The sequence below is a fragment of the Mucispirillum schaedleri ASF457 genome, from assembly GCF_000487995.2.
Taxonomy (GTDB): Bacteria; Chrysiogenota; Deferribacteres; order Deferribacterales; family Mucispirillaceae; genus Mucispirillum; species Mucispirillum schaedleri.
Genome location: NZ_CP097562.1, coordinates 605446 through 627309 on the forward strand (window position 1 = coordinate 605446; position 21864 = coordinate 627309).

General features: G+C 29.0%; 22 protein-coding genes and 1 tRNA gene. All 23 read right to left on the reverse strand.

Translation table 11 applies throughout. The annotated features are described in order from the left end of the window. Positions 1-218 precede the first annotated feature (218 nt). Positions 219-1337, reverse strand: coding sequence for a lipid-A-disaccharide synthase (gene lpxB, locus N508_RS02880; protein ID WP_023274896.1), 1119 nt, complete (start codon positions 1335-1337; stop codon positions 219-221). Between the two features lie 18 nt (positions 1338-1355). Then, a complete protein-coding gene (locus tag N508_RS02885) occupies positions 1356-2336 on the reverse strand; it encodes a hypothetical protein (protein ID WP_040636491.1) in 981 nt (326 codons plus the stop codon). A gap of 4 nt (positions 2337-2340) precedes the next feature. Then, positions 2341-3369: a pilus assembly protein PilM gene (gene pilM, locus N508_RS02890; protein ID WP_023274898.1), complete on the reverse strand. Its 1029-nt coding sequence runs from the start codon at positions 3367-3369 to the stop codon at positions 2341-2343. 27 nt (positions 3370-3396) lie between these two features. After that, positions 3397-3717 (reverse strand): phosphoribosyl-AMP cyclohydrolase, encoded by a 321-nt coding sequence (hisI, locus tag N508_RS02895; RefSeq protein WP_023274899.1) that lies wholly within the window; start codon positions 3715-3717, stop codon positions 3397-3399. A gap of 16 nt (positions 3718-3733) precedes the next feature. Further along, on the reverse strand, positions 3734-4726 hold the full coding sequence (gene hypE, locus N508_RS02900) for a hydrogenase expression/formation protein HypE (protein WP_023274900.1): 993 nt from the start codon (positions 4724-4726) through the stop codon (positions 3734-3736). Positions 4727-4733: 7 nt separating this feature from the next. Beyond that, positions 4734-5819, reverse strand: a complete 1086-nt coding sequence (gene hypD, locus N508_RS02905) for a hydrogenase formation protein HypD (RefSeq protein WP_023274901.1) — start codon at positions 5817-5819, stop codon at positions 4734-4736. Continuing rightward, positions 5797-6030, reverse strand: coding sequence for a HypC/HybG/HupF family hydrogenase formation chaperone (locus N508_RS02910; RefSeq protein ID WP_023274902.1), 234 nt, complete (start codon positions 6028-6030; stop codon positions 5797-5799). The genes hypD and N508_RS02910 overlap by 23 nt, the downstream gene beginning before the upstream one ends. Before the next feature lie 374 nt (positions 6031-6404). Next, entirely contained in the window at positions 6405-7343 is a 939-nt protein-coding gene (locus tag N508_RS02915; protein ID WP_023274864.1) for a DDE-type integrase/transposase/recombinase, read from the reverse strand. 92 nt (positions 7344-7435) lie between these two features. Further along, positions 7436-7903: a rhomboid family intramembrane serine protease gene (locus N508_RS02920; RefSeq protein WP_023274903.1), complete on the reverse strand. Its 468-nt coding sequence runs from the start codon at positions 7901-7903 to the stop codon at positions 7436-7438. A 140-nt stretch (positions 7904-8043) separates the two neighbouring features. Beyond that, positions 8044-8460 (reverse strand): hypothetical protein, encoded by a 417-nt coding sequence (locus N508_RS02925; RefSeq protein ID WP_023274904.1) that lies wholly within the window; start codon positions 8458-8460, stop codon positions 8044-8046. A gap of 76 nt (positions 8461-8536) precedes the next feature. Further along, complete coding sequence (locus N508_RS02930; RefSeq protein ID WP_023274905.1) at positions 8537-9178, reverse strand: hypothetical protein; 642 nt, start codon at positions 9176-9178, stop codon at positions 8537-8539. Between the two features lie 203 nt (positions 9179-9381). Next, complete coding sequence (locus tag N508_RS02935; RefSeq protein WP_023274906.1) at positions 9382-9678, reverse strand: hypothetical protein; 297 nt, start codon at positions 9676-9678, stop codon at positions 9382-9384. A gap of 307 nt (positions 9679-9985) precedes the next feature. Next, the gene (locus N508_RS02940; protein WP_023274907.1) at positions 9986-10831 is read right to left on the reverse strand and encodes an IS3 family transposase; all 846 of its coding nucleotides are present in this window, start codon (positions 10829-10831) and stop codon (positions 9986-9988) included. A 27-nt stretch (positions 10832-10858) separates the two neighbouring features. Then, on the reverse strand, positions 10859-11248 hold the full coding sequence (locus tag N508_RS02945; protein WP_023274908.1) for a transposase: 390 nt from the start codon (positions 11246-11248) through the stop codon (positions 10859-10861). 307 nt (positions 11249-11555) lie between these two features. Beyond that, a tRNA-Pro gene (locus N508_RS02950) sits at positions 11556-11627 on the reverse strand. Positions 11628-11946: 319 nt separating this feature from the next. Beyond that, positions 11947-12204: a hypothetical protein gene (locus N508_RS02955; protein WP_023274909.1), complete on the reverse strand. Its 258-nt coding sequence runs from the start codon at positions 12202-12204 to the stop codon at positions 11947-11949. Between the two features lie 17 nt (positions 12205-12221). Next, positions 12222-12890: a hypothetical protein gene (locus N508_RS02960; protein ID WP_023274910.1), complete on the reverse strand. Its 669-nt coding sequence runs from the start codon at positions 12888-12890 to the stop codon at positions 12222-12224. Next, positions 12880-13350, reverse strand: a complete 471-nt coding sequence (locus N508_RS02965) for a hypothetical protein (RefSeq protein WP_023274911.1) — start codon at positions 13348-13350, stop codon at positions 12880-12882. The genes N508_RS02960 and N508_RS02965 overlap by 11 nt, the downstream gene beginning before the upstream one ends. Before the next feature lie 147 nt (positions 13351-13497). Next, positions 13498-14403 carry a hypothetical protein gene (locus tag N508_RS02970; RefSeq protein WP_023274912.1) on the reverse strand — a complete coding sequence of 302 codons (906 nt, stop codon included), beginning with the start codon at positions 14401-14403 and terminating at the stop codon, positions 13498-13500. Between the two features lie 121 nt (positions 14404-14524). Further along, positions 14525-15007 carry a hypothetical protein gene (locus N508_RS02975; protein ID WP_023274913.1) on the reverse strand — a complete coding sequence of 161 codons (483 nt, stop codon included), beginning with the start codon at positions 15005-15007 and terminating at the stop codon, positions 14525-14527. A gap of 257 nt (positions 15008-15264) precedes the next feature. Beyond that, positions 15265-18963, reverse strand: a complete 3699-nt coding sequence (locus N508_RS02980) for a polymorphic toxin type 44 domain-containing protein (protein ID WP_251930651.1) — start codon at positions 18961-18963, stop codon at positions 15265-15267. A gap of 336 nt (positions 18964-19299) precedes the next feature. Continuing rightward, positions 19300-19824, reverse strand: coding sequence for a hypothetical protein (locus tag N508_RS02985; protein ID WP_076653995.1), 525 nt, complete (start codon positions 19822-19824; stop codon positions 19300-19302). A gap of 196 nt (positions 19825-20020) precedes the next feature. Continuing rightward, entirely contained in the window at positions 20021-21850 is a 1830-nt protein-coding gene (locus tag N508_RS02990; protein WP_251930652.1) for a polymorphic toxin type 44 domain-containing protein, read from the reverse strand. Positions 21851-21864: the final 14 nt, after the last annotated feature.

Here is a 21864-nt window from a genome sequence, read left to right on the forward strand (position 1 = left end):
ACTTGTTTCAGCAGAATGTGGTTTAAAAAATACAAGGATGTATTTTTTAATAAAAGGTAAATTAATATACTTCTCTTTATCAATCTCAGTATAACAAGGAAGAGGCTGTATATGACCTAATTTACTTTAACTTTTATTGCTGTATTCATCACAGATAAAAGTATCATTAACCTGTTTTGCCTGACTGCTTATATTTATCACATACTCTATCATAACATTTATTTTTGCAATATTTCTGCAATTTTTTCTGCTGCTGTTTTTGATGGTGTTTTACCTTCAAAAACAGCTGATATTTTTGCAAGTTCTTCATTTATTGCATCTATATTTGATAATGCTTTATTATATGCTTCAATAACAAGCTCTTTTTTTGCACTGCCTTCACCTACACAGTGGACTTCAGGCAAAAGCTCATATCCAGCTATTATATTTGGCAGTCCAATAGTTCTTAAGTTTGAAAGTTTCTTTGCTAAAAACACATTTATTTTAGAAGCACTGTATACAATAATCATAGGTTTTTTCATTATAGCAGTTTCAAGAGTTACAGTTCCAGAACATGCCCATATAAAATCACTGTATTTCATTATATCATACTGAGCTTTTGGAAGTATTTTAATATTATTCTTTTCAGGAACAAACTGTTTTATTAATTCATCGCTTATATTATCTGCTTTGCTTATTACAAAATCTATATCATCATACTCCAAAGCTGCATCAATAAAAGCAGACATAAGTGAAGATATTTCTCTTTTTCTACTGCCGGGAAGTATACCAACAATCTTCCTATTGCCTGAAAAAGATAATGTTTTCAAAAATTCATTTTTATTTGAAAAATTAAATTTAAAATTATCTATTACAGGGTTACCTACATATACAGCATTAACATTTTCTTTTTTAAAATATTCCATTTCAAAAGGTAATATTGAAATAGTTAAATTGCAGTATTCTTTTAATGTGAATATTCTGCTGTAATGCCATATCCAGAATTGAGGTGCTATGAAATATATTACTGGTATATTATATTTTTTCAATTTTTTTGCAAACCGCAGATTAAACCCCGGATAATCTATTAATATAACAGCATCAGGTTTTTCTTCTGCAACAGCATTTTCAAGAGTAGAAAACATATTAAAAATAAAAGGAAGTTTTTTAAACACTTCAACAAACCCAATAATTGCCATATCTGAATCAGTAAAATATTGTTTTTGTCCTAATGATTTTAAATTTATACCGCCAGTGCCTGAAAATTCTGCATTTGGATATATTTTTAAAAGCTCCCTTGCTAAATTTGCACCATGAACATCACCTGATGCTTCTCCTGCTACTATAAAAAATTTCATATTATTCCCCAGTAGATTTTATCTGCCTGCATATATTATTATATTATTATCCACTTTATCAATAGATATAAACTGTTCTTTTACCATTGTGCCTGCATAAAGCCTTATTTCTGTAACTTCTGATTTAGAAGTAATTATAACCTGTTTAAAAACTGAGCCTTTTAAGAATTTACTGTATGGTATGTTCTGCAAAGGTTCATACCTGCCCTTTAAAATAATAGTTGTATAATATGGTGTTATATTTGATGCTGTTATATCTATATTTTCTGAAAATTCCAGCTTAATTTTTCGTGTTTTTAATGTTTTTTCTTCATTAATATCTGTTAAATACATTTGACTATCATTATTGTCATTAGAAATAATAATATTTTTGCCATTGCTGTATAAATTATGGTTTTTATAATTTAAAAAATAACGCACTCTTTTAGGAAAGCTCAGAGAAACAGGTGCTGAAACTGAAAAACATTTATTACTGTGAATATAATTTTGCTTTAAAGAAATATTATAAATATCTATATATTTCCTGCCGTTATATAAAACTCCGTTATAAAAAACAACTGCTCCATTGCTTTTTATAACTGTTTTATCATTACTGCACACTGTTTCTTCAATATATTCTGCTTTTTTTTCAGGTATATTTAATGAAACATTCTGCTTATATGTAAAAGAACTGCCATTTTTATTTTGAGTAAGGCTGCCCTTTGATGCAAAAAATAAAAAAATTTCTTTATCATTTTTCTTAATTACTGGCAGATTTTTTTTTGCTTTCTTTTCTACAAGCGGAGTAAATGCAGCAAATGAACCATTTTCAACTTCTATTTTCCAAATATTTTCAGGCATTTTTTTTATAGTATATTTACAGCCGTTATCCTGCATAGAAAGATTAATATTATCATTATTTTTACTTACTAAAAGTGATGATGAAATACACCCACTTTCCTGCTTTACTGCACAAGATGACATCATGAATGCTATGCAGAAATATAAAACAAACTTCATATAATTAATACACCAGCCCATGCAGAGCAAGCCCTAATACTACAGAATAGCTGTATTTATCTTTCTGCTGCACTTTGCCTGTATTTTCTGGAAGCACAATAAATTCCCAAGGGTTAAGGTATTCAACAGGCACACCATATTTTTCACGCAGAGATTTTTCAAGCCCAAAAGTCTGGCATGCACCACCTGAAAGATATATATGATTAGGCAGAGAGCCGCCCCGTAAAAGATAAAACTTTAATACATAATCAATTTCCTGAATATATTCTATAGAAAAAATTCTATCTAATGTAGTGCGGACTTTTTCAGGCTCAGAATATTCTTCTGGATTTATTTTAATTTTTTCAGCTGTTGCATTATCTACATCTAAATCATGCTTAATAAGGTCTGTAAAATATTTACCACCACGGCTTACTTCCCTGCAGTAATCAAAAAAACCATTTTTCATAAGTATAACAAATGAGCCTATATAACCCACATGTAAAATAAGCTGTATTTCTGAATTATTTGTTTTTTTAAGAGCTCTAAAAAGACGGACTATTGACATAGCTTCTGATTCTATAGCATAAGTCTGTAATTTTGCTGATTCTATTACAGAGACAAAATCTGTTATAATATCTTTTTTCGCAGCAGTCATAACTATACTTGTATGGTTATATAAGTCCTGAGACGGCAGAGTTTCAAAATCCATACACATTTCTTCAGGCTCAACACAGGCATACTGGTCTGCTATCCAGCGAAATTCTTTTAAATCACCTAAACTGTCATTATTTACAAGCATTTTACGCACAAGCACTGATGGACCTTTTAAGGCAACAGCTACTGTTCTAACAGGAAAAGAAGCATCTATTGTTTCTAATATTCTGTTTACAAGCTCACCATAATCATTAATTATACCATTTTCTGTAACAACACCTTCAAAAGTATTATTACGGAATCTATCAACAACAAATCCTGTTTTTGTGGGACTTAATGATACTGCTTTAATTGTATTTGCACCAATATCAAGCCCTATATGGTATTTATCAGACATTTAAAGTATACTCTCCATATATTTAATCTATTTTATAAGCTCCCTGAAAAAACAGCTTTTTTCACCAGTATGGCATGCTGCTCCTGTTTGATGAACTATATATAAAAGGCAATCTTCATCACAGTCTACCATTACTTTTACTATTTTCTGCAAATGCCCAGAAGTTTCCCCTTTTTTCCATAAAGATTTTCTGCTTCTTGAATAGTAATAAGCATATCCTTCTTTTAATGTAAGCTCTAATGCTTCCTTATCTGCATAAGCCTGCATAAGCACTTCTTTTGTATCTGCATCCTGCACAATAACAGGCACTAAGCCTGCACCCTTTTCAAAATCAATAATAATATTCATAATATTTTTAACTGCCTTAACAAATTCTAGGTAAAAGTTCACCCGGTGGCAAATCTATGTGGCGTTTGCCACCTGAAATCGTTTTTAATATAACTTTGTTATCACCAGTAACTTCCCCTATCACTGCAGCTCTTTCCCCTTCTTTAACGGACTTTAAAACAGCAAGCACTTTCTCGCAGTCATCAGCACCGCATATTATAACAGCAGCACCCTCATTTGCAACACTTAATGGGTCAAACCCTAATGTATCACATAATTCTGCCACATCCTGCCTTAATGGTATTTTTTCTTCATCTATTAAAAAACCTTTTCCACTTTGTTCTGCTATTTCATTTAAAACAGCAGCTAAACCGCCCCTTGTAGCATCTCTTCCAAATTTAATATTGTAAGGATAAACAGCTTTCATCATATTATTTAAACAGGCACAGTCGCTTTCAATATTTCCTGCAAACCCAAACTGACCTCTTTCAAGCATTACTGCCATACCATGACGGGCAATATCTGATGTTACAATAACTTTATCACCTGCTTTTACAGCAGAAAAGTCATTTAAGTTTTTAATAACTTTCCCCAGCCCGCATGTATTAATGATGACACCATCTATACCGCCACGCTCTACCACCTTTGTATCGCCGCAGACTACTTTTACACCAGCTTTTTTTGCTTCATGTGCTGCACTCTGCACTATTTTTTCTAATTTTTCATAGCTGTATCCCTCTACAACAACAAGAGCAAAGGAAATATATAAAGGCTCTGCACCGCTGACAGCTAAATCATTAACAGTGCCGCATATAGAAAGCTTGCCAATATCTCCACCACTAAAAAACTCTGGACGGATAACAAAAGAGTCTGTTGTAAAAGCAGAATTAGTGCTTGTTTCTATATGAGAAGAATCACCTAGATTATTTAATATATCATTATCAAAATATTTCAATATAATATCTTTTATAAAATTAGCGGTCTGCCTGCCACCACCGCCAATGGAAAGTGTTACTATTTTATCATCCATAATACACCTATCTTAAAAATTTGTAATAAGCTGCACATGTTCCTTCACCAGAAACCATACATGGACCAACAGGGTCTTCTGGAGTGCATCGTTTTGCAAAAAGAGGACAGTCCTGCGGCTTGATTTTGCCAGTTAAAACCTGCCCGCATTTACAGCCTTTTATCTCTGTAATATTTTTAGGCTTTAAATCAAAGCGTTTTAAGGCATCATATTCAATATATTCCTGCCTTATTGCAAGTCCGCTTTTTTTAAGCTCGCCAAGTCCACGCCAGAAAGCATCACTTTCATAAAATACTTTTGCAAGTATTTCCCTTGCATTTGCATTGCCAATATCTGGCACAACACGCCTGTATTTATTTACTATATGAAAGTTTTTATTATTTGCCTGTTTTACTATTTCATACACTGCATCAAGCATTTCAACAGGCTCAAACCCAGCCACAACAGCTGCTTTGCCTGCTTTTATTAAAGGCTCATATAACTGCACACCTGTTACTGCTGTGACATGACCGGGACACAAAAACCCATCTAAATACATATCTTTATCGCTTAATATTAAGTCAAAAGCTGCAGGCATTGTTTTACAGAAAGATAAAACAGATAAATTTTTTAAACCTTTTTCTTTTGCTTCCATAATTAAAGCAGCAATAGTTGGTGCTGTTGTTTCAAAACCAATCCCTAAAAATGTATAATGTTTATCAGGGTTATCTTCTGCCAGCTTTAAAGTATCAAGTGGAGAATATACCACATTTACATCTGCTCCACGGGCTCTTTTATCAATAAGAGTTTCTCCATTGCTTCCGGGAATACGGAGCAAATCACCAAAACTTGCAACAGATACACCACAATCAAGCAGCTCAAAAAATAAATCAATCTCTCCCTGACTTGTAACACATACAGGACACCCCGGACCTGAAATCAGTTCCACATTTTCAGGCAGCATACTTTTAAGCCCAGAGCGGGCAATAGCCATAGTATGAGTGCCGCATACTTCCATTATTTTATATGTTTTATGAGTATCTGCTTCCTTTTTTATAGACTGACTTACTTTTAAAGCAGTTTCTTTATCTCTAAAAGGAATGTTTGGATTCATCTGTATAGTCCAGTAAAAATTCTAATGTTTCTTTTGCTTCTTTTTCGTCTATTTTAGAAATAGCAAACCCTGCATGAACAACAACCCAGTCACCTGCTTTTACATCATCACCTAAAAAGATAGTGGAAATCTCCCTTTTAGTGCCAGCAACATCAACAGTTGCCACATGCACATCTAATTTTTCAATTAATCCCGGAAACCCTAAGCACATAATCACTCCCTTTATCTATTATTTGATTTTCCTTTAATTACTTCTGCCAGTTTAATAAAAATACCAATTATTACACCAGATAAAAAGCCGCCAAAATGCATCCAGTATGCAACATTTGATATACTTATAAACCTGTTTTTAATACCAATATATTCCTGAAAAGAATGAAGGTATTTATTTAAATTAAAAAACTGCTCACTATACCATAATAAAAGCTGAAATATTAAAAACAGTAAAATAATAATAACTGCAGGTATATTTCTTATTATTGCATATATTAATAAAAATATAAATGTTTTTATTTTTGAAAACGGGAAAAATATTCTTAACTAACAGGACAAATGTTACACTTTTAGTAAAAAATAAATCTTAACTTAATATAAATCAAGCAATAATTTATTTTCAATAACAATCTCATATGGAGATTTAAAATTTAAGCATGTTTTAGCAGTATTATTATATCTATCTTCATGCTTTTTAAGAGCCTTAATTAATTCATCTTTGGAATAGAATTTATTATTTGCATATAAAATTTTTCCATCCTCTCTATGACTTCTTTCCACCTTTCCATTCTGCCAAGGTGAATAAGGTCTTATTCGTTTAATAGTATATCCTTTCTTTTCAGCTGTCTCTTCAAAATAGCTTTTCTTGTTTGTAACTTCCTTATCATTTACAAACTCATAGCCATTATCCACTTGAATTGTTTTTAGTGGAAAGCCAAATTTACTTTCCAGTTCGTCTAAAAACTTACCTGTTTCAAATGTGCTTTTTTCTTCTACTATTTCTAATACTCTCATTCTGCTGTATTCATCTATCGCTGTTATCTGATAATATTTTTTACCATAGCTGGAAAACATTATACATTCCTGTGGAACATATTTTATATCTATCTGAACCTTGTCGCCTATATACTGACCTGTTATTGGTTCATATCTTGTATAGCTCTTTTTTGACTTGTTTAATGACTTTAAGCCTTTCTTCCTTATCTGCATACACATACTGCCAAAACTACGATTATAACCAATTTCTAGAAGTCTGACATATACCTCCGCATTACCATACAAACCATGCTCGGCATATGTGTTAAATATTAAATCAAGCTCTTCTTTACTATGCTTATTTGGACTGTTTCTTGGTCTACGACTTTTAAAAGATAAACTCTGAACTGTTCCATCATATTTCTTTAAATGCCTGTATACAAACATACGGTTCACTTGATATTTGCGGGCTGCTTTCGTTGCTCCTTTTTTTAATGCATACTCACATAACCGTTGACGAAATCGCATTTCTTCTGTTATTATCACTTTATTCATTGTGATACCTCTTAGTTTAGTTTAGTTTTTTGCTTAATTTTATACTATATACTAAGAGGTATTTTTTTATACTTATTTTTGTAACATATGTCTCATAATCTTACATTTATTTTTGAAAACGGGAAAAATATAATAAACAAACCCATAATACCTGCAACTGCACCACTTGACCCTATTATAGGATATTCAAGAGAAGGCATCATAAATGCTTCAGTAATTGCAGCCATAACACCAAGCACAATATACAGGCATACAAATTTTACAGAGCCAAGATATTCTTCCACATTTTTACCAAAAATATATAAAAAATACATATTTACAGCAGTGTGTAAAAAACTGCTGTGTAAAAACATATATGTAAAAAAAGATGACATTTTTTCACTGATACTCACTATCTCTGAAGGCATGGAAAGCTTTAAAGGCAAAAAACCGTGGTCTGCAAAAAGCAGCCCGTGAAAATTAATACGAAAATATATATAAATAACTATATTTATTAATATTATAAGCCATACACCATAAGCAAATCTTGTTACTGGAATATTTGTTTTTAATGGAAACATAGCTCCTCTCATTATTTTGAAAAGTATTATAGTAGTTTGCAAACATAATTGCAAACAGTTTTATAAAAAAGAATAAATGAAATGAAAAGGCAGATAAAACCATCTGCCTTTATAATATAATTGATAAGTTAAAAAATTTACTATTTTGTTCTTGTATATGCAACAGGACCGCCTACTCTGCCCCATGGGTCTACATGGAAGAATAATGAATTGCCTCCGCTGTCTTTAACATAAACTCTAAAAGCCTGCATACCTCTGCCAGCTTTATTAAAAGTTTCTACTGATTCTATATAGTAGCCTTTTAAGTTCTGTATATATTTTTCAACAGCATTTTTTGCCTGTTCAGCAGTAATAATCACTGGCTCACCCACAGCCATACCTTTTTTGCCTGTTTTTGGTCCATAAACACTGCTTGTGCATAATGGACAGTCTGGATATGGGCAGTTATAATATGCACTATTATTACCATTACCATTTTTTACTCCAATATTATTTTGAGCAAAAACAAAGCCTGCAATAACAAAAATAAAAAGTAATGATAATACTATCCTTTTCAAAACACACCTCCCAAAAAATTACCTGCTTATACACCACTCTCTAATAAAAAAGCAGGCAGACAAATATAAAAGTTTTCTAATTATTATATTGTGCTGCATCAGTTAAAGGACCTCTTACATACCCAAAAGGGTTTACAAAATAGTATAACTGATTACCTGCACTGTCTTTAACATTTACTTTATATGCATTGCCTCTATGAACCTGTATTTCATCTGTAGATGTAATAGTATAGCCTTTTAAATTAGCAATAGCCTGTTTTACAAGTTCTTCTGCTTGAGATATAGTTGTAACTGCTGCCTGATTATTATTCATCTGACCATGACCCATACCATGATATTTACCATAGCCATGTCCCATTGGACCATGACCCATGCCGTAATTCATACCATAACCGCATCCAGTGTTGCAGAAATTATCTGCTGTTTCAGAAGTAACAGGACCTTGCACCAAACCAAAAGGTGTTACTACATAATATTCTGTGCTGCCTGCTGTATTTTTTACTTCTACTTTATAGCCAGTGCCTTTGCGAAGCTTCAGCTCCTTAGAGCCTGTTACATTCCAGCCATTATTTCCTATCATACTTTTTACCATATTTTCAGCTTGAGCCGATGATGTAACTTGAGTGCCGTTAGACCAGCATCCACCCATACCCATTTGTGCATAAGCAAATGAGCCTAATGCTAAAACAATAAAAGTTGTTAAAATTAATTTTTTCACGGTATTCACCTCATTTTATATTCAATTTTTTATATATCCATAACATTTTTACAGCTGCTGTTAAATTATTAGATAAATCAGTTTAAAATAAATTCGCTTTTTAATTTTTTATTTCAAAATATTTTAATAAACATAAAATAAACTGACAGATAAATATTAGTATTTAAGGGATAAAATGGTTAATACTATCTGCCAGCTTATATTTATTTAAAAAGTATAACTTCACCCCATGGGTTTACATGGTATTCATAAGTTTTGCCATTTTCATCAGAAACATTAATAATATACATTGTTCCCTTGTGATAATGCCCCTCTGATGCAGAAACAACTTTTACACCTTTAATATTAGAGGTCTGCTGTAATACTAATGCTTTAGCTTCTTCCACATTTACAACCTTTGTATTATGATGAACACCTGCTCTGCCCATACCCATTTGTGCATAAACTGACATACTAAATGCAAAAGTTAAAACTAAAGCTAATAACATTATTTTTTTCATAAACATCTCCTTATATTAAAGATTTTGACTTATTTTTTATACTGCTTTATGCTTGATAGACAGCACATTTATACAAAAGTTTTAAAAAAATATATACAGCTTTTTCAATAAATAAAATATTTATTATTATAAATAAGTTAAAGTATTTAAAATAAAATAGAAATATAAAGGGAAATTATTCAAAAATTTTTATTGCAGTTATTTTAAGTATGATTTAACAAACAAAAAAATCTAAATTATATATTGCAATAGTGTATGATATATTTAAATTATCTGTTTTGCTTTGAACTTACCCGAAAATTTTGAACTAAGCCACTAAATAACTATCTTTTTCCTGTAATGGAGTAAGTCCATTTGCTTTGATTCTGTAATTATTATAGAAATCAATATATTTTTCAAGTTCATATTTAAACTGTTCTATATTTTTGAACTTGTTAATGTAAACCAATTCACATTTTAAAGTAGCAAAGAAACTTTCCATAACAGCATTATCATAGCAGTTGCCACGCCTTGACATACTCTGCTCTATATTATTTTCCTTTAATAACTTTCTAAATTGATTAGTCTGATATAATATACCCTGGTCTGAATGTATCATTAAATCTGTTGTATCTTTTGTTTTATCTATTGCCTGTTTTAAATTATCTATTACCATTTCTTCATTATTATATTTGCTTACACTGTATGCTGTTATTTCTCTGTTATACAAATCCATTATTGCTGATAAATACACCTTTTCATTATTAATTTTTATCTCTGCCACATCTGTTACCCATTTTAAACATGGTCTCTCACTTGTAAAGGCTCTGTTTAATTTATTGCTGCATATATGACTTACTCTGCCTTGTTTATACCTTTTCTTAACCCTGATTAGTGATGAAATTTTTAGTTCTTTCATCAATTTATACACTGTCTTCCTGTCATAAGTATAACCCAGTTTCTCTAATACCTTTGATATTCTTGGATAACCATAAGTCTTGTTAGATTTTTCATATATTTCTAATATGGATGCCTTGACTTCTGCATATTTATCTAATGCAGCAGGCTTTTTAACATTATAATAGTAAGTGCTTCTTTTCATATTACTCACAGACAACAGGATATCCAAACTGTAATACAGCTCTTTTTCAAGCTCTGCTATTCTTGCTTTCATTGATTTGTATTCTTCACACACTTCTGTTTAATTATTAATATCTTTTACAAAGTGAAGATGTTTATTATTCGGGCTCTTATATGACATATTATCTCCATTATAATTACAGCAGAAATTATGCCAATCATATATTACTGATGCTGATGGTATATTAAAATGTATTGCTGTCTGCTCATAACTTAAATTATTTGATGCCTTATAAGTTAACACATTTAATTTAAAAGCTCTACTATATTCATTGCGGGTAAAGATATGATGTAAACTTGATTCGCCTGAATGCTTATATCTGTTATAGATATTACATATTACTCCTTTATGAATTTTACAGCGTCTTGATAATTCACTGGCACTCATTATTCCATTTTCTAGGACTGTTACTAGATATTTCTTAAACTCATAACTATATTTTCTTGCCATATACACTCCTTATATGGCTCGTCCAACTTTTTTGGGTAAATTCATCAGGACGAGCCGTCTGAAAGTAAGCTATATATGAACTTGTTTTGGCAGAGCGTGATTTTTCAAATCCAAAGGGAGCGTTTTTTTACTACACTCCGCTTCTAGTATAGAAAACGGCTTGCCATTAATATAGGCAAGACCCCGTTTTTGCGACGCAAGCATTTCCCTACCGAATAGGGAGGAAACAGAAATGAGTAGCTGGATTAAATTTGAAAATAAAAAATTAATAAGGATAAAAAAAGGCTGCTTATTAAGCAGCCAAAAATCGGGGTGACAGGATTTGAACCTGCGACATCATGTTCCCAAGACATGCGCGCTACCCCTGCGCTACACCCCGTTTGAGAGTATTATATATATATTAAACTAATAATATTGTCAATATATTTTTTTAAAAAAAAATTAAAAAAAATATTAAAAAAATGAAACACAAAAAATAACATCAAAATAGTATATTTTCTTCTGTTACTGCATTCATTGGACTTACAAAAATTAGACTAATCTATATAAAGAGCTCATAATAACTTTATACTGCATTTGATTTATAAGCAAGGTATAAAATAAGATAATTTAAATATATCATACACTTCTGCAATATAAATAATCTAGATTTTTCGCCTGAACTTACCCAAAAAAGTTGGACGAGCCATATAAGGAGATTATATGGTAAGAAAATACAGCTCTTCTGGAACTTCATAATCCGTTAATTTTAAAAACTCTTTCGCTTTTTCTATGCTTAATTTATCAAATTCATTAAAGAAATTTAATACATATGCTTTCCATCTTTCATATCCTGCTTTATCTAATTCGCAAAATAATTCTTCTATTGTCTGGTATTGTAGTTTATATAATTCTTCACTTTCTTCATCTTTTATTTCTACATAATCAGGATCCCATGGCAGTGGAACTTCGTACAAAAATATTGATGATAATTTTAACTCTTTACAGCATGTAACAACTCATTATTATTGGTTATTATTTCATATACTTGCTGCATTTCATAGGTTCTTTCTATATCTCCATAACCATAAAGCTGATATACTGCTAAAAACAAGACTGTATCTTGATTTTCAAACTTTAACTGCATTTTACCTCGTTTTATGCCTGCATCTTTATTCACACGCTTTTTATGATAAGTATTTATGTATGATAAAACATTAGATAATAATTTATCATTCGCTTCTGGAATATATGTTTTTATTATATTTACTATATTTATGCCTGTATCTAAAAACTTATCTGTTATGGTGATTGTATTATATCTTGAAAATCCTGCAATTTTAAAAATATCTACTTCTGGATAATCTTGTATATCAGAATACAGATATGTGGCATATTGTTTATTAGTATCATAATTTTTTAATTTATCCAATTCTATGGTATAAAATTCTATTTTTTTTGTAAAAATATCAATAATTAATAATAAACTTATTATTGAAGCACAAATAATAAAAAGAAAAATACCAATTTTCATAAAATCAGATAAATTATAATAATTTATTCCAAATAATAGAAAAAAACTGATTATTATAACTGCAATAAATAATACGACTATCATAGCCTGAACCTTTTCAAATAATACAATTTTTACATTAATCTTCATCTTTTTCATTCTCCAATATATTGGATATACCATAATAACCCAAAATACCACCACCTATTGAACCAATTAGACCACCAATAATTGTGCCAATACCTGGAGTTCCTATAACTGAGCCTGTAGCGATACCTACTTTTCCACCAGCCCACATTCCAATATATGCTCCACCCCAACCAGCAACTTGTTTCGTAACTTCTTGTACAATAGGTCTGATAGATTTTTCTTCTGCAGAATTTATACCCGCATTTACTATTTCTACTGAAGTAAATATACAAGCTAATGGAAAAAAAGCTCTTTCAAGTTTTACCAATAATTTTGCTTTTGATAAACTGGCATCTGTATATATAGATTGGACAGATTTTTTATCTGCACCCTTAACAAGCACTTCTTGGTCAACTATTGCTTTATGTCTTGCGTCGTTATTTCGTATAACAGCATGTATATCAACTTTATTTTTATTCATTAACTTTTTATTAGCATCAATAAAAGCTTCTGAAATTTCTTCTGTAGAAATAAGTGTTGCTCCTGACTGTTTTAATTTATTAATATCAATATATAATTTTTTGCTACTGCCATTTATATTAAATCTCTCTGCACCGTTTGATAATGTTTATGCAGAAACATATTGACTATTTTTAGTGGTTCCCCTTACATGACTAACAATACTATTGCCAGATTCTGGACTAACTGCATATAAACCATATTTCTCAGGAAATACTTTTAAGTCTGTTTTAATTCCAACTAACTCACCTTTACTATGATACTTAATGGCATTCTCTGTTGTTTTATATGTATACCTAACCAAAAAACCTTCTCTGCCAAAATCATAAACTATAAAATAAAAATTCAATGGTGTTATTTTTTCTATTATAGCATCATTAAGTATTTTTATACCATTTATATTATTATTAAAATTTCTAATATCTATATAATTAATATTAAAATATGGGATAGGAACAAATACATAATTATTGTTCTCTATTTGTTTTACTTCATCTTTGGATAATATTTTATTTGGAATTATTGATATTATCTCTCCAGTCTCTGATAGATGATGAAATTTCTCATAAAGCTTAATTGATGGTTTTAAAACTGTAATATTTGATAAAGATTTTAATTCCCTGTTATTTAATAACATATAGCCCCATTTTATTTTATTTGTATCTTCTACATTACTATATGCTTTAAATTTATGCTCTAAACTTAATCTATTAACTTTACTTGCTGCTATTTCTTCTATATTATATAATTCAATTCCAGATATTATATCTTGTGGTATATCTCCCCTATTTATCGTAAAAGTTCTTTCTGCTTTTTTATTTTTCCTGTCTGTCTTATTTATCAGCATAAAATCTAAACTTTTGCTGTTAGCTGCTTTTTTACTTGCAAAATCTGCCTTATTAAAAGAAAACAATACTTTCTGGTTACTGTTTGTTTCTTCTGGGTTATAATAAAAGGATGCTCTGCCATTGCTTATTTTGCTCTCAAATATTTCTCCTGTTTTATTTACATACATATAGTATGGTTTATCATTTATATTTATTCATTTAATGTTTCATCTAAACTTGTTAAGATTATATCTAATTTAAAGTCACTGATTAAAAATTTCATTTCATCTAACTAATTTAATAAAAGATTTATTTATTTGTCATTATTATCTTTGCACTAAAGGGGTTTCTTCTTGATATTTGTCCATCTATACACAATGCCTTATTTAACTTTGGATTATATGATATTTCATAATATTTAGTGCAATTATCAATGGTATCATAATAAAATTTTACTGAATAACTAACAGTATGTGAAAAAATATTGCTATATGAAATATAAGAAATAGCTTTATTTTGAAATAAATCAAAATTATAATAACAACCTGATTTATTTTGATTATCACAAAATACTAAATGAAATCTATTATCTTTAAAATTTGCATTACCTGTTATTGCTAAATTAGACATATTATCTGATAAACTTAATACTGTATGTTCTGAAAGCTGAGGAGCTTCATACAAAAAATTATCACTAACAAAGGATATAACTACTATCCACATCATCACTGCTGGCGGTACCGTTACTAGAAAAAATATAATTCTTTTGATAGTTTTTTTACGATACTTCATAAACTAACCAATATTAATATAATAGGATAAAAGAATAATATAAGTCATACATCAATATAAGAATAAGAAAAATAAATATAGGAAGATACACAACAATAAGCTTATATGGTAATATTATAAATTCCACAAAACTTTCATTTGGCTTTATAAAAAAACTCTTAGATATATAGTAAAAAAAATAAGATACAATTAAAAAAATATGTATACCAGCATTATCTAATAGTCTACTAAATATTTTTTTCAATTTTTGTTCTCCTTTATTGTTTCATTAATATATTGTCGGAAATCACATATGATAATATCTTATCTGCTTTAATAGTATTAGTTTGTTCATAAAAATTATACAAAGAAAAACCAAGTTTTATTGCTGACTTATCACTTTCTGAATCACCTTCGGGAATCATAAGTTTAAAAATATCTTTTATATTATAAATAAGTTGTATAATGTCTTTTGTATTATCAATAGTTTCTAATGTATCTTTCATATTATTACTTAACTGCTTTATATCGTCTCTATTAGAAATTCTCTGAGCAATGTCTGCTCCAACTAATAATGTATTTTCACTAAATCTACAATATTTACCTATTACACCAAAATGTATATTAGACCATACATCATATGGGATTTCTTTATCTCTATATACATGATGATAACGCCTTGATAAGCCCATACTTGGAAATAAGGCTGATAACTGCCACTTATGGTCCCAAAAACTATCTGTTTTTACTGCTTCATAAAACAAAAAATATGGTTGAGCTGTTCCATATAACGGTATCATATCATAAAATGGATTTGAGAACCTTATAATATCTTGAGCAACACTGCTTTTTAAATTATTTTCAATTTCCCCTGCCATATAATTTGCTACATCAACAGCATCAAAACCAAGTTGAATATATTTACCTTGTTCTAATACAGGATTATCTATAAATGGACATAAGATAACTGCACATTCCTGCTCGCTATTATTTAGCACATAATAATAAGTATTTTTATCTTCATTATATACAATACTTCCTTGATACCTATATTCTTTTAAATCGCATGCTTTTTTTACTTCACTATTAGATGCTGCTATAACACTCACATTACCTGTAACTTCTATTTTATCTGTGCTAAAGGATGCAAAATCTATTTCTAATGGATTATTTTTATATTTATCTATTATTTCTTTGCAGGCTTCTTTTAATGATAATTCCCATATTTCTCTATTATTATCATCTTCTTTCTTGTAATTTGATTTTAAATCTGTTCGTATAGTAATTTTTAACCATTTTAAACCTGCTATACCATATGAAAAATGATTAAAATTATTATCATAATTGTCGGCTTCTATTTTTATACCAAAAGTATATAGTTTTCTAATATTATCATCTTTTGGATTACCTTTCAAGCATAATTCTGGGTCTTTATTGTATAAATATTCTGCTTCATTTTCAACATTGATAACATACAATGACCTTCCATAATAGGATGTATATTTTTCTGATAATTGCAGCTTATTAAAGATCGGTTTCTTATCAGGAAAGATTATATAAAAATTATATCCTTTAAAACCTTTAAGAAATATTAATGATTTATTATATATTGCAGCTACTATTACTATCTCTTGATTTTGATGCAGCTGGTTTCTTTTTTCTTCATTAAATATACTGCTTGGTGTAAAATGAAAACAATCTCCTGTATTGATATATTCTATTTCTTTATAATTTACTATTTTATCTTTATCATACAGTATATTTAATTTATTGAGTGGTATGGTAAAATATCCCCATTGGATTTTATCTATATACTCTGAAGATGTATGAACATTAAAATGATGTTCACAGATAAAAAAATCATCTTTTGCAGATAACTCATCTATATTAACAAGTTCTATTTTATCTATAACATTATGAAACACATCCATTAAATTTATATTAAAAGTTCTTTCTGCTTTTTTATTTTTCCTGTCTGTCTTATTTATCAGCATAAAATCTAAACTTTTGCTGTTAGCTGCCTTTTTACTTGCAAAATCTGCCTTATTAAAAGAAAACAATACTTTCTGGTTACTGTTTGTTTCTTCTGGGTTATAATAAAAGGATGCACTGCCATTGCTTATTTTGCTTTCAAATATTTCTCCTGTTTTATTTACATACATATAATATGGTTTATCATTTATATCTTCTTCTTTTAATGCTTCATCTAATATGCTTAATCTAACATCTACTGTAAATTCTCCGCTTGATTTATCTGATGATACTTCATATTCTTTACCCTGCATATCTACCTGTATATTGCCTGTATAGATGTCTGTTATAAAGTTATAGAGTTTTACTTTACTTATTATTTTTTCTTCTGTTTCACAAGTTATATGAAATATATTTGCATTATTACTTAATCTGCCTGATAATTTATTATTTTCTTCTGCACTGAATAATAATATATTCTTTTCATAACGGCTTTCTTCATTAGAATTTTTTTCTGCCTTAAAGGTATCTTTTAAAAGTTCTGGATGATATTTACCATCTTTCACACTGTATAACATTATGTTTGTCTGTGATGATGACTTCTTATCTACTTTAAAAGAATATGTATAACCTGCCTTTACTGCTATTGTAAAGTGAACATTTGGGCATTTAGACTGTAATATAGATATATCATTAACTATATCTGATGTGCTGTTTAAAAACAGCAATACATTACACTTTGCCTGTAATGATGAATATTTTAGTGACATCACTTCTAAAAACTTTTCTTTATTTATACATTCTACTACATATATATTTTCTAATAAAAATAATTCTTCACTGCCCTTTTTAGCTTTTAATTCTTCTCCAAAACTCTCTTTTATAAACTGGGTAAATATTGAAAAAATAGTGCTATGTGATGCAAAATCTATTATATTATCCAAAAATTGACCTTTAAAGTATGATGCATCAGTAAAAAAATCTTTTATAAAATCTACTGTTTGGAGTGAATTTTTTATAACATCATATCTTGACTGCATATTAAATAATACTAACCCATCATCTACAGCTTTTGTATCTATTATTTTACATCGCTCATTAGTTTTTATATAACTAAGATATGTATTATCAACACTTGCCATAAAAAAATTTAAATAGGAAAAAACATCAAGTATTGTTGCTGGAATATCTGCTTTTTTTGTATCTACTGCCTGATTTTCTATTAAACCAAACAAGGTTGATTCATGCAGCCGTCTTTTATACTGCTTAGTAAACCTTAATACATTATATCTTAATGTAAACCATAGTAAAAAACGGCTTCTATTTGCATGCATAAAATCATTTACACATTTTCTTAAACTAACATCTGTATATCTATATACAAAAGATAACAGTGATATATACAGTTTTGTTTCTTTGATACTCATGTGATTAAAGGGTTTATTGTGCTCTGTTAAATATATATTTAATTTATTAGTATATTCTTTTTTACCTATATTATATATAATATCTATTTCTTCCTCTGTAAATGTAAAGGAAAAAGATTTTACAGGGATTTTCTCTATTCCATCTTGTTTATTATATTCTTCTATTAGTTGCTGGATTTCCTTACTAAGTTTGTCTAGATGGGGAATTTTTTTATTATTTAATACTTTATAATCTGTTTTATGTCTGCGGATAATATTTAATAGTTTACTATTACTGCCTTTGCAACAGCATTCTATAAAATTATCATACTTTCCGTTGCTGTATGATAATACATCGCTCTTATAACCAATTCTTTCTATTTCTTCTAATGACTTTAAGCCTGAAAGTTTTTGAAGCATTGCTATAACAAGCCAGTTCGGATTGCCCTCTATATTAAAACCAATACCAAAGGTTAGTAAACCTGCATTATCTACATATAAATCATAATCTGTTGTTTTAGGGTCTGCTTCACAATGAAGGATAAATTTTTTCTCAAGCTCTTTATAATCATCTGTTGAAAGTTTTGTATAAATGCCCATTAGTTACCACCTGCCATATGCACTTATAAATAATAAGGTGATTAATTGCAGACCAGCATATTTATAATAAAGCGAACTAAATAAATCATTATTTAGATAGCACCTATCTACATCGCTTAGAGTATACATTCTATCCCACTCATAGCCCCGAAACATTCTTCTCTTATAAAAACATGGTGTCTTGACATGAAAATTATGAGTAAAGTAAAACTTTTGACCTGTCAGCTCTTCAACTTCTTTATAAGTATAGTACTCTTATGCTAATACAACTTAATGAATAAAATATATTTATAAAATATAGTATTAATTTGTATCAGTCTTGTTTTATATAAATGCCTAATTTGTCCTTATTATCGTTGCACTAAAGGGGTTTATTCTTGATATGTTTCCATCTATACACAATGCATTATTTAACTTTGGATTATATGATATTTCGTAATATTTAGTGCAATTATCTATTGTATCATAGTAAAATGTTTGAGGATATTTTACCAATGGATCATAATAAGATCCGTCCTCGTAATCATTTTTAATTAACCCTAAAAAATTATTTTTATATGCAATATAGGCAATAGTTTCATTTTGAAAAGAATCACACCTATAACTTTCTGTATCTTTGCAAAATTTTAAACAAAACTTATCGTCTTTAAAATCAGCATGACCTGTTATTGCTAAGTTAGATAAATTATCAAACAGACTTAACACTGTTTTCTCAGAAAGCTGTGGACCATAATCTATACCATCAATAGCATCACTATTATCAATAACAACAAAAAATAGTAGCAACCACATTGCAAGTGCTGGTGGAAACAGTATTAAAAAAAATACAATATTGAATATTATTTTTTTTCTATTTTTCATATATATCTCTACCTAATACAACATATATCCTCTATATGTTTCAATAAAAAAATTATATAAGGCAATATATGGCCATAATATATACCAAAGAAAGCCTTCCATAAAGAAAGGACCTACAATAATAAAGTAAAATACATCAGTTATCCCAGTAAAAACATATACACAATATGATAAAGATTGAAAAATTTTCTTTATTTTATTCATCTATACACTCCCATTTGTAAAAAGAATATTTAAAAAAATTATTATCAACTATATGTGATAACACAATACCAGCATTTATTGAGCGGCCTTGTATATAGTTATCATATAGAGAAAAACCTATTTTGATAGCAACTTTATCACATTGAGTATCACCTTGTGTGAAAGATCTATTAGACCATTTCTGATCCACATCTGCTCCATATAATAATGTGTTTTCACTAAATCTACAATATTTACCTATTACTCCAAAATGTATATTTGCCCATACATCATATGGGATTTCTTTATCTCTATATACATGATGATAACGCCTTGATAAGCCCATACTTGGAAACAAGGCTGATAACTGCCACTTATGGTCCCAAAAACTATCTGTTTTTACTGCTTCATAAAATAAAAAATATGGTTGAGCTGTTCCATATAACGGTATCATATCATAAAATGGATTTGAGAACCTTATAATATCTTGAGCAACACTGCTTTTTAAATTATTTTCAATTTCCCCTGCCATATAATTTGCTACATCAACAGCATCAAAGCCAAGTTGAATATATTTGCCTTGTTCTAATACTGCCCTTTCTATAAATGGACATAAGATAACTGCACATTCCTGCTCGCTATTATTTAGCACATAATAATAAATATTTTTATCTTTATTATATACAATACTTCCTTGATACCTATATTCTTTTAAATCGCATGCTTTTTTTACTTCACTATTAGATGCTGCTATAACACTCACATTACCTGTAACTTCTATTTTATCTGTGCTAAAGGATGCAAAATCTATATCTAATGGATTATTTTTATATTTATCTATTATTTCTTTGCAGGCTTCTTTTAACGATAATTCTTTCTCTTTCTTATTGTCATCTGTTTCTTTTACTTTTAAGGCTGTTGTAATGTTTATTTTTAACCATTTCAAACCTGCTATACCATATGAAAAATGATTAAAATTATTATCATAATTGTCGGCTTCTATTTTTATACCAAAAGTATATAGTTTTCTAATATTATCATCTTTTGGATTACCTTTCAAGCATAATTCTGGGTCTTTATTGTATAAATATTCTGCTTCATTTTCAACATTGATAACATACAATGACCTGCCATAATAGGATGTATATTTTTCTGATAAGTAAAGCTTATTAAATATCGGTTTTTTATCAGGAAAGATTATATAAAAATTATATCCTTTCAAACCTTTAAGAAATATTAATGATTTATTATATGATGCAGCTACTATTATTACCTCTTGATTTTGATGCAGCTGTTTTCTTTTTTCTTCATTAAATATACTGCTTGGTGTAAAATGAAAACAATCTCCTGTATTGATATATTCTATTTCTTTATAATTTAATATTTTATCTTTATCATACAGTATATTTAATTGATTGAGTGGTATAGTAAAATATCCCCATTGGATTTTATCTATATACTCTGAAGATGTATGAACATTAAAATGATGTTCACAGATAAAAAAATCATCTTTTGCAGATAACTCATCTATATTAACAAGTTCTATTTTATCTATAACATTATGAAACACATCCATTAAATTTATATTAAAAGTTCTTTCTGCTTTTTTATTTTTCCTGTCTGTCTTATTTATCAGCATAAAATCTAAACTTTTGCTGTTAGCTGCCTTTTTACTTGCAAAATCTGCCTTATTAAAAGAAAACAATACTTTCTGGTTACTGTTTGTTTCTTCTGGGTTATAATAAAAGGATGCTCTGCCATTGCTTATTTTGCTCTCAAATATTTCTCCTGTTTTATTTACATACATATAGTATAATCTATCATTTATATATTCTTCATTCAATGTTTCATCTAAAC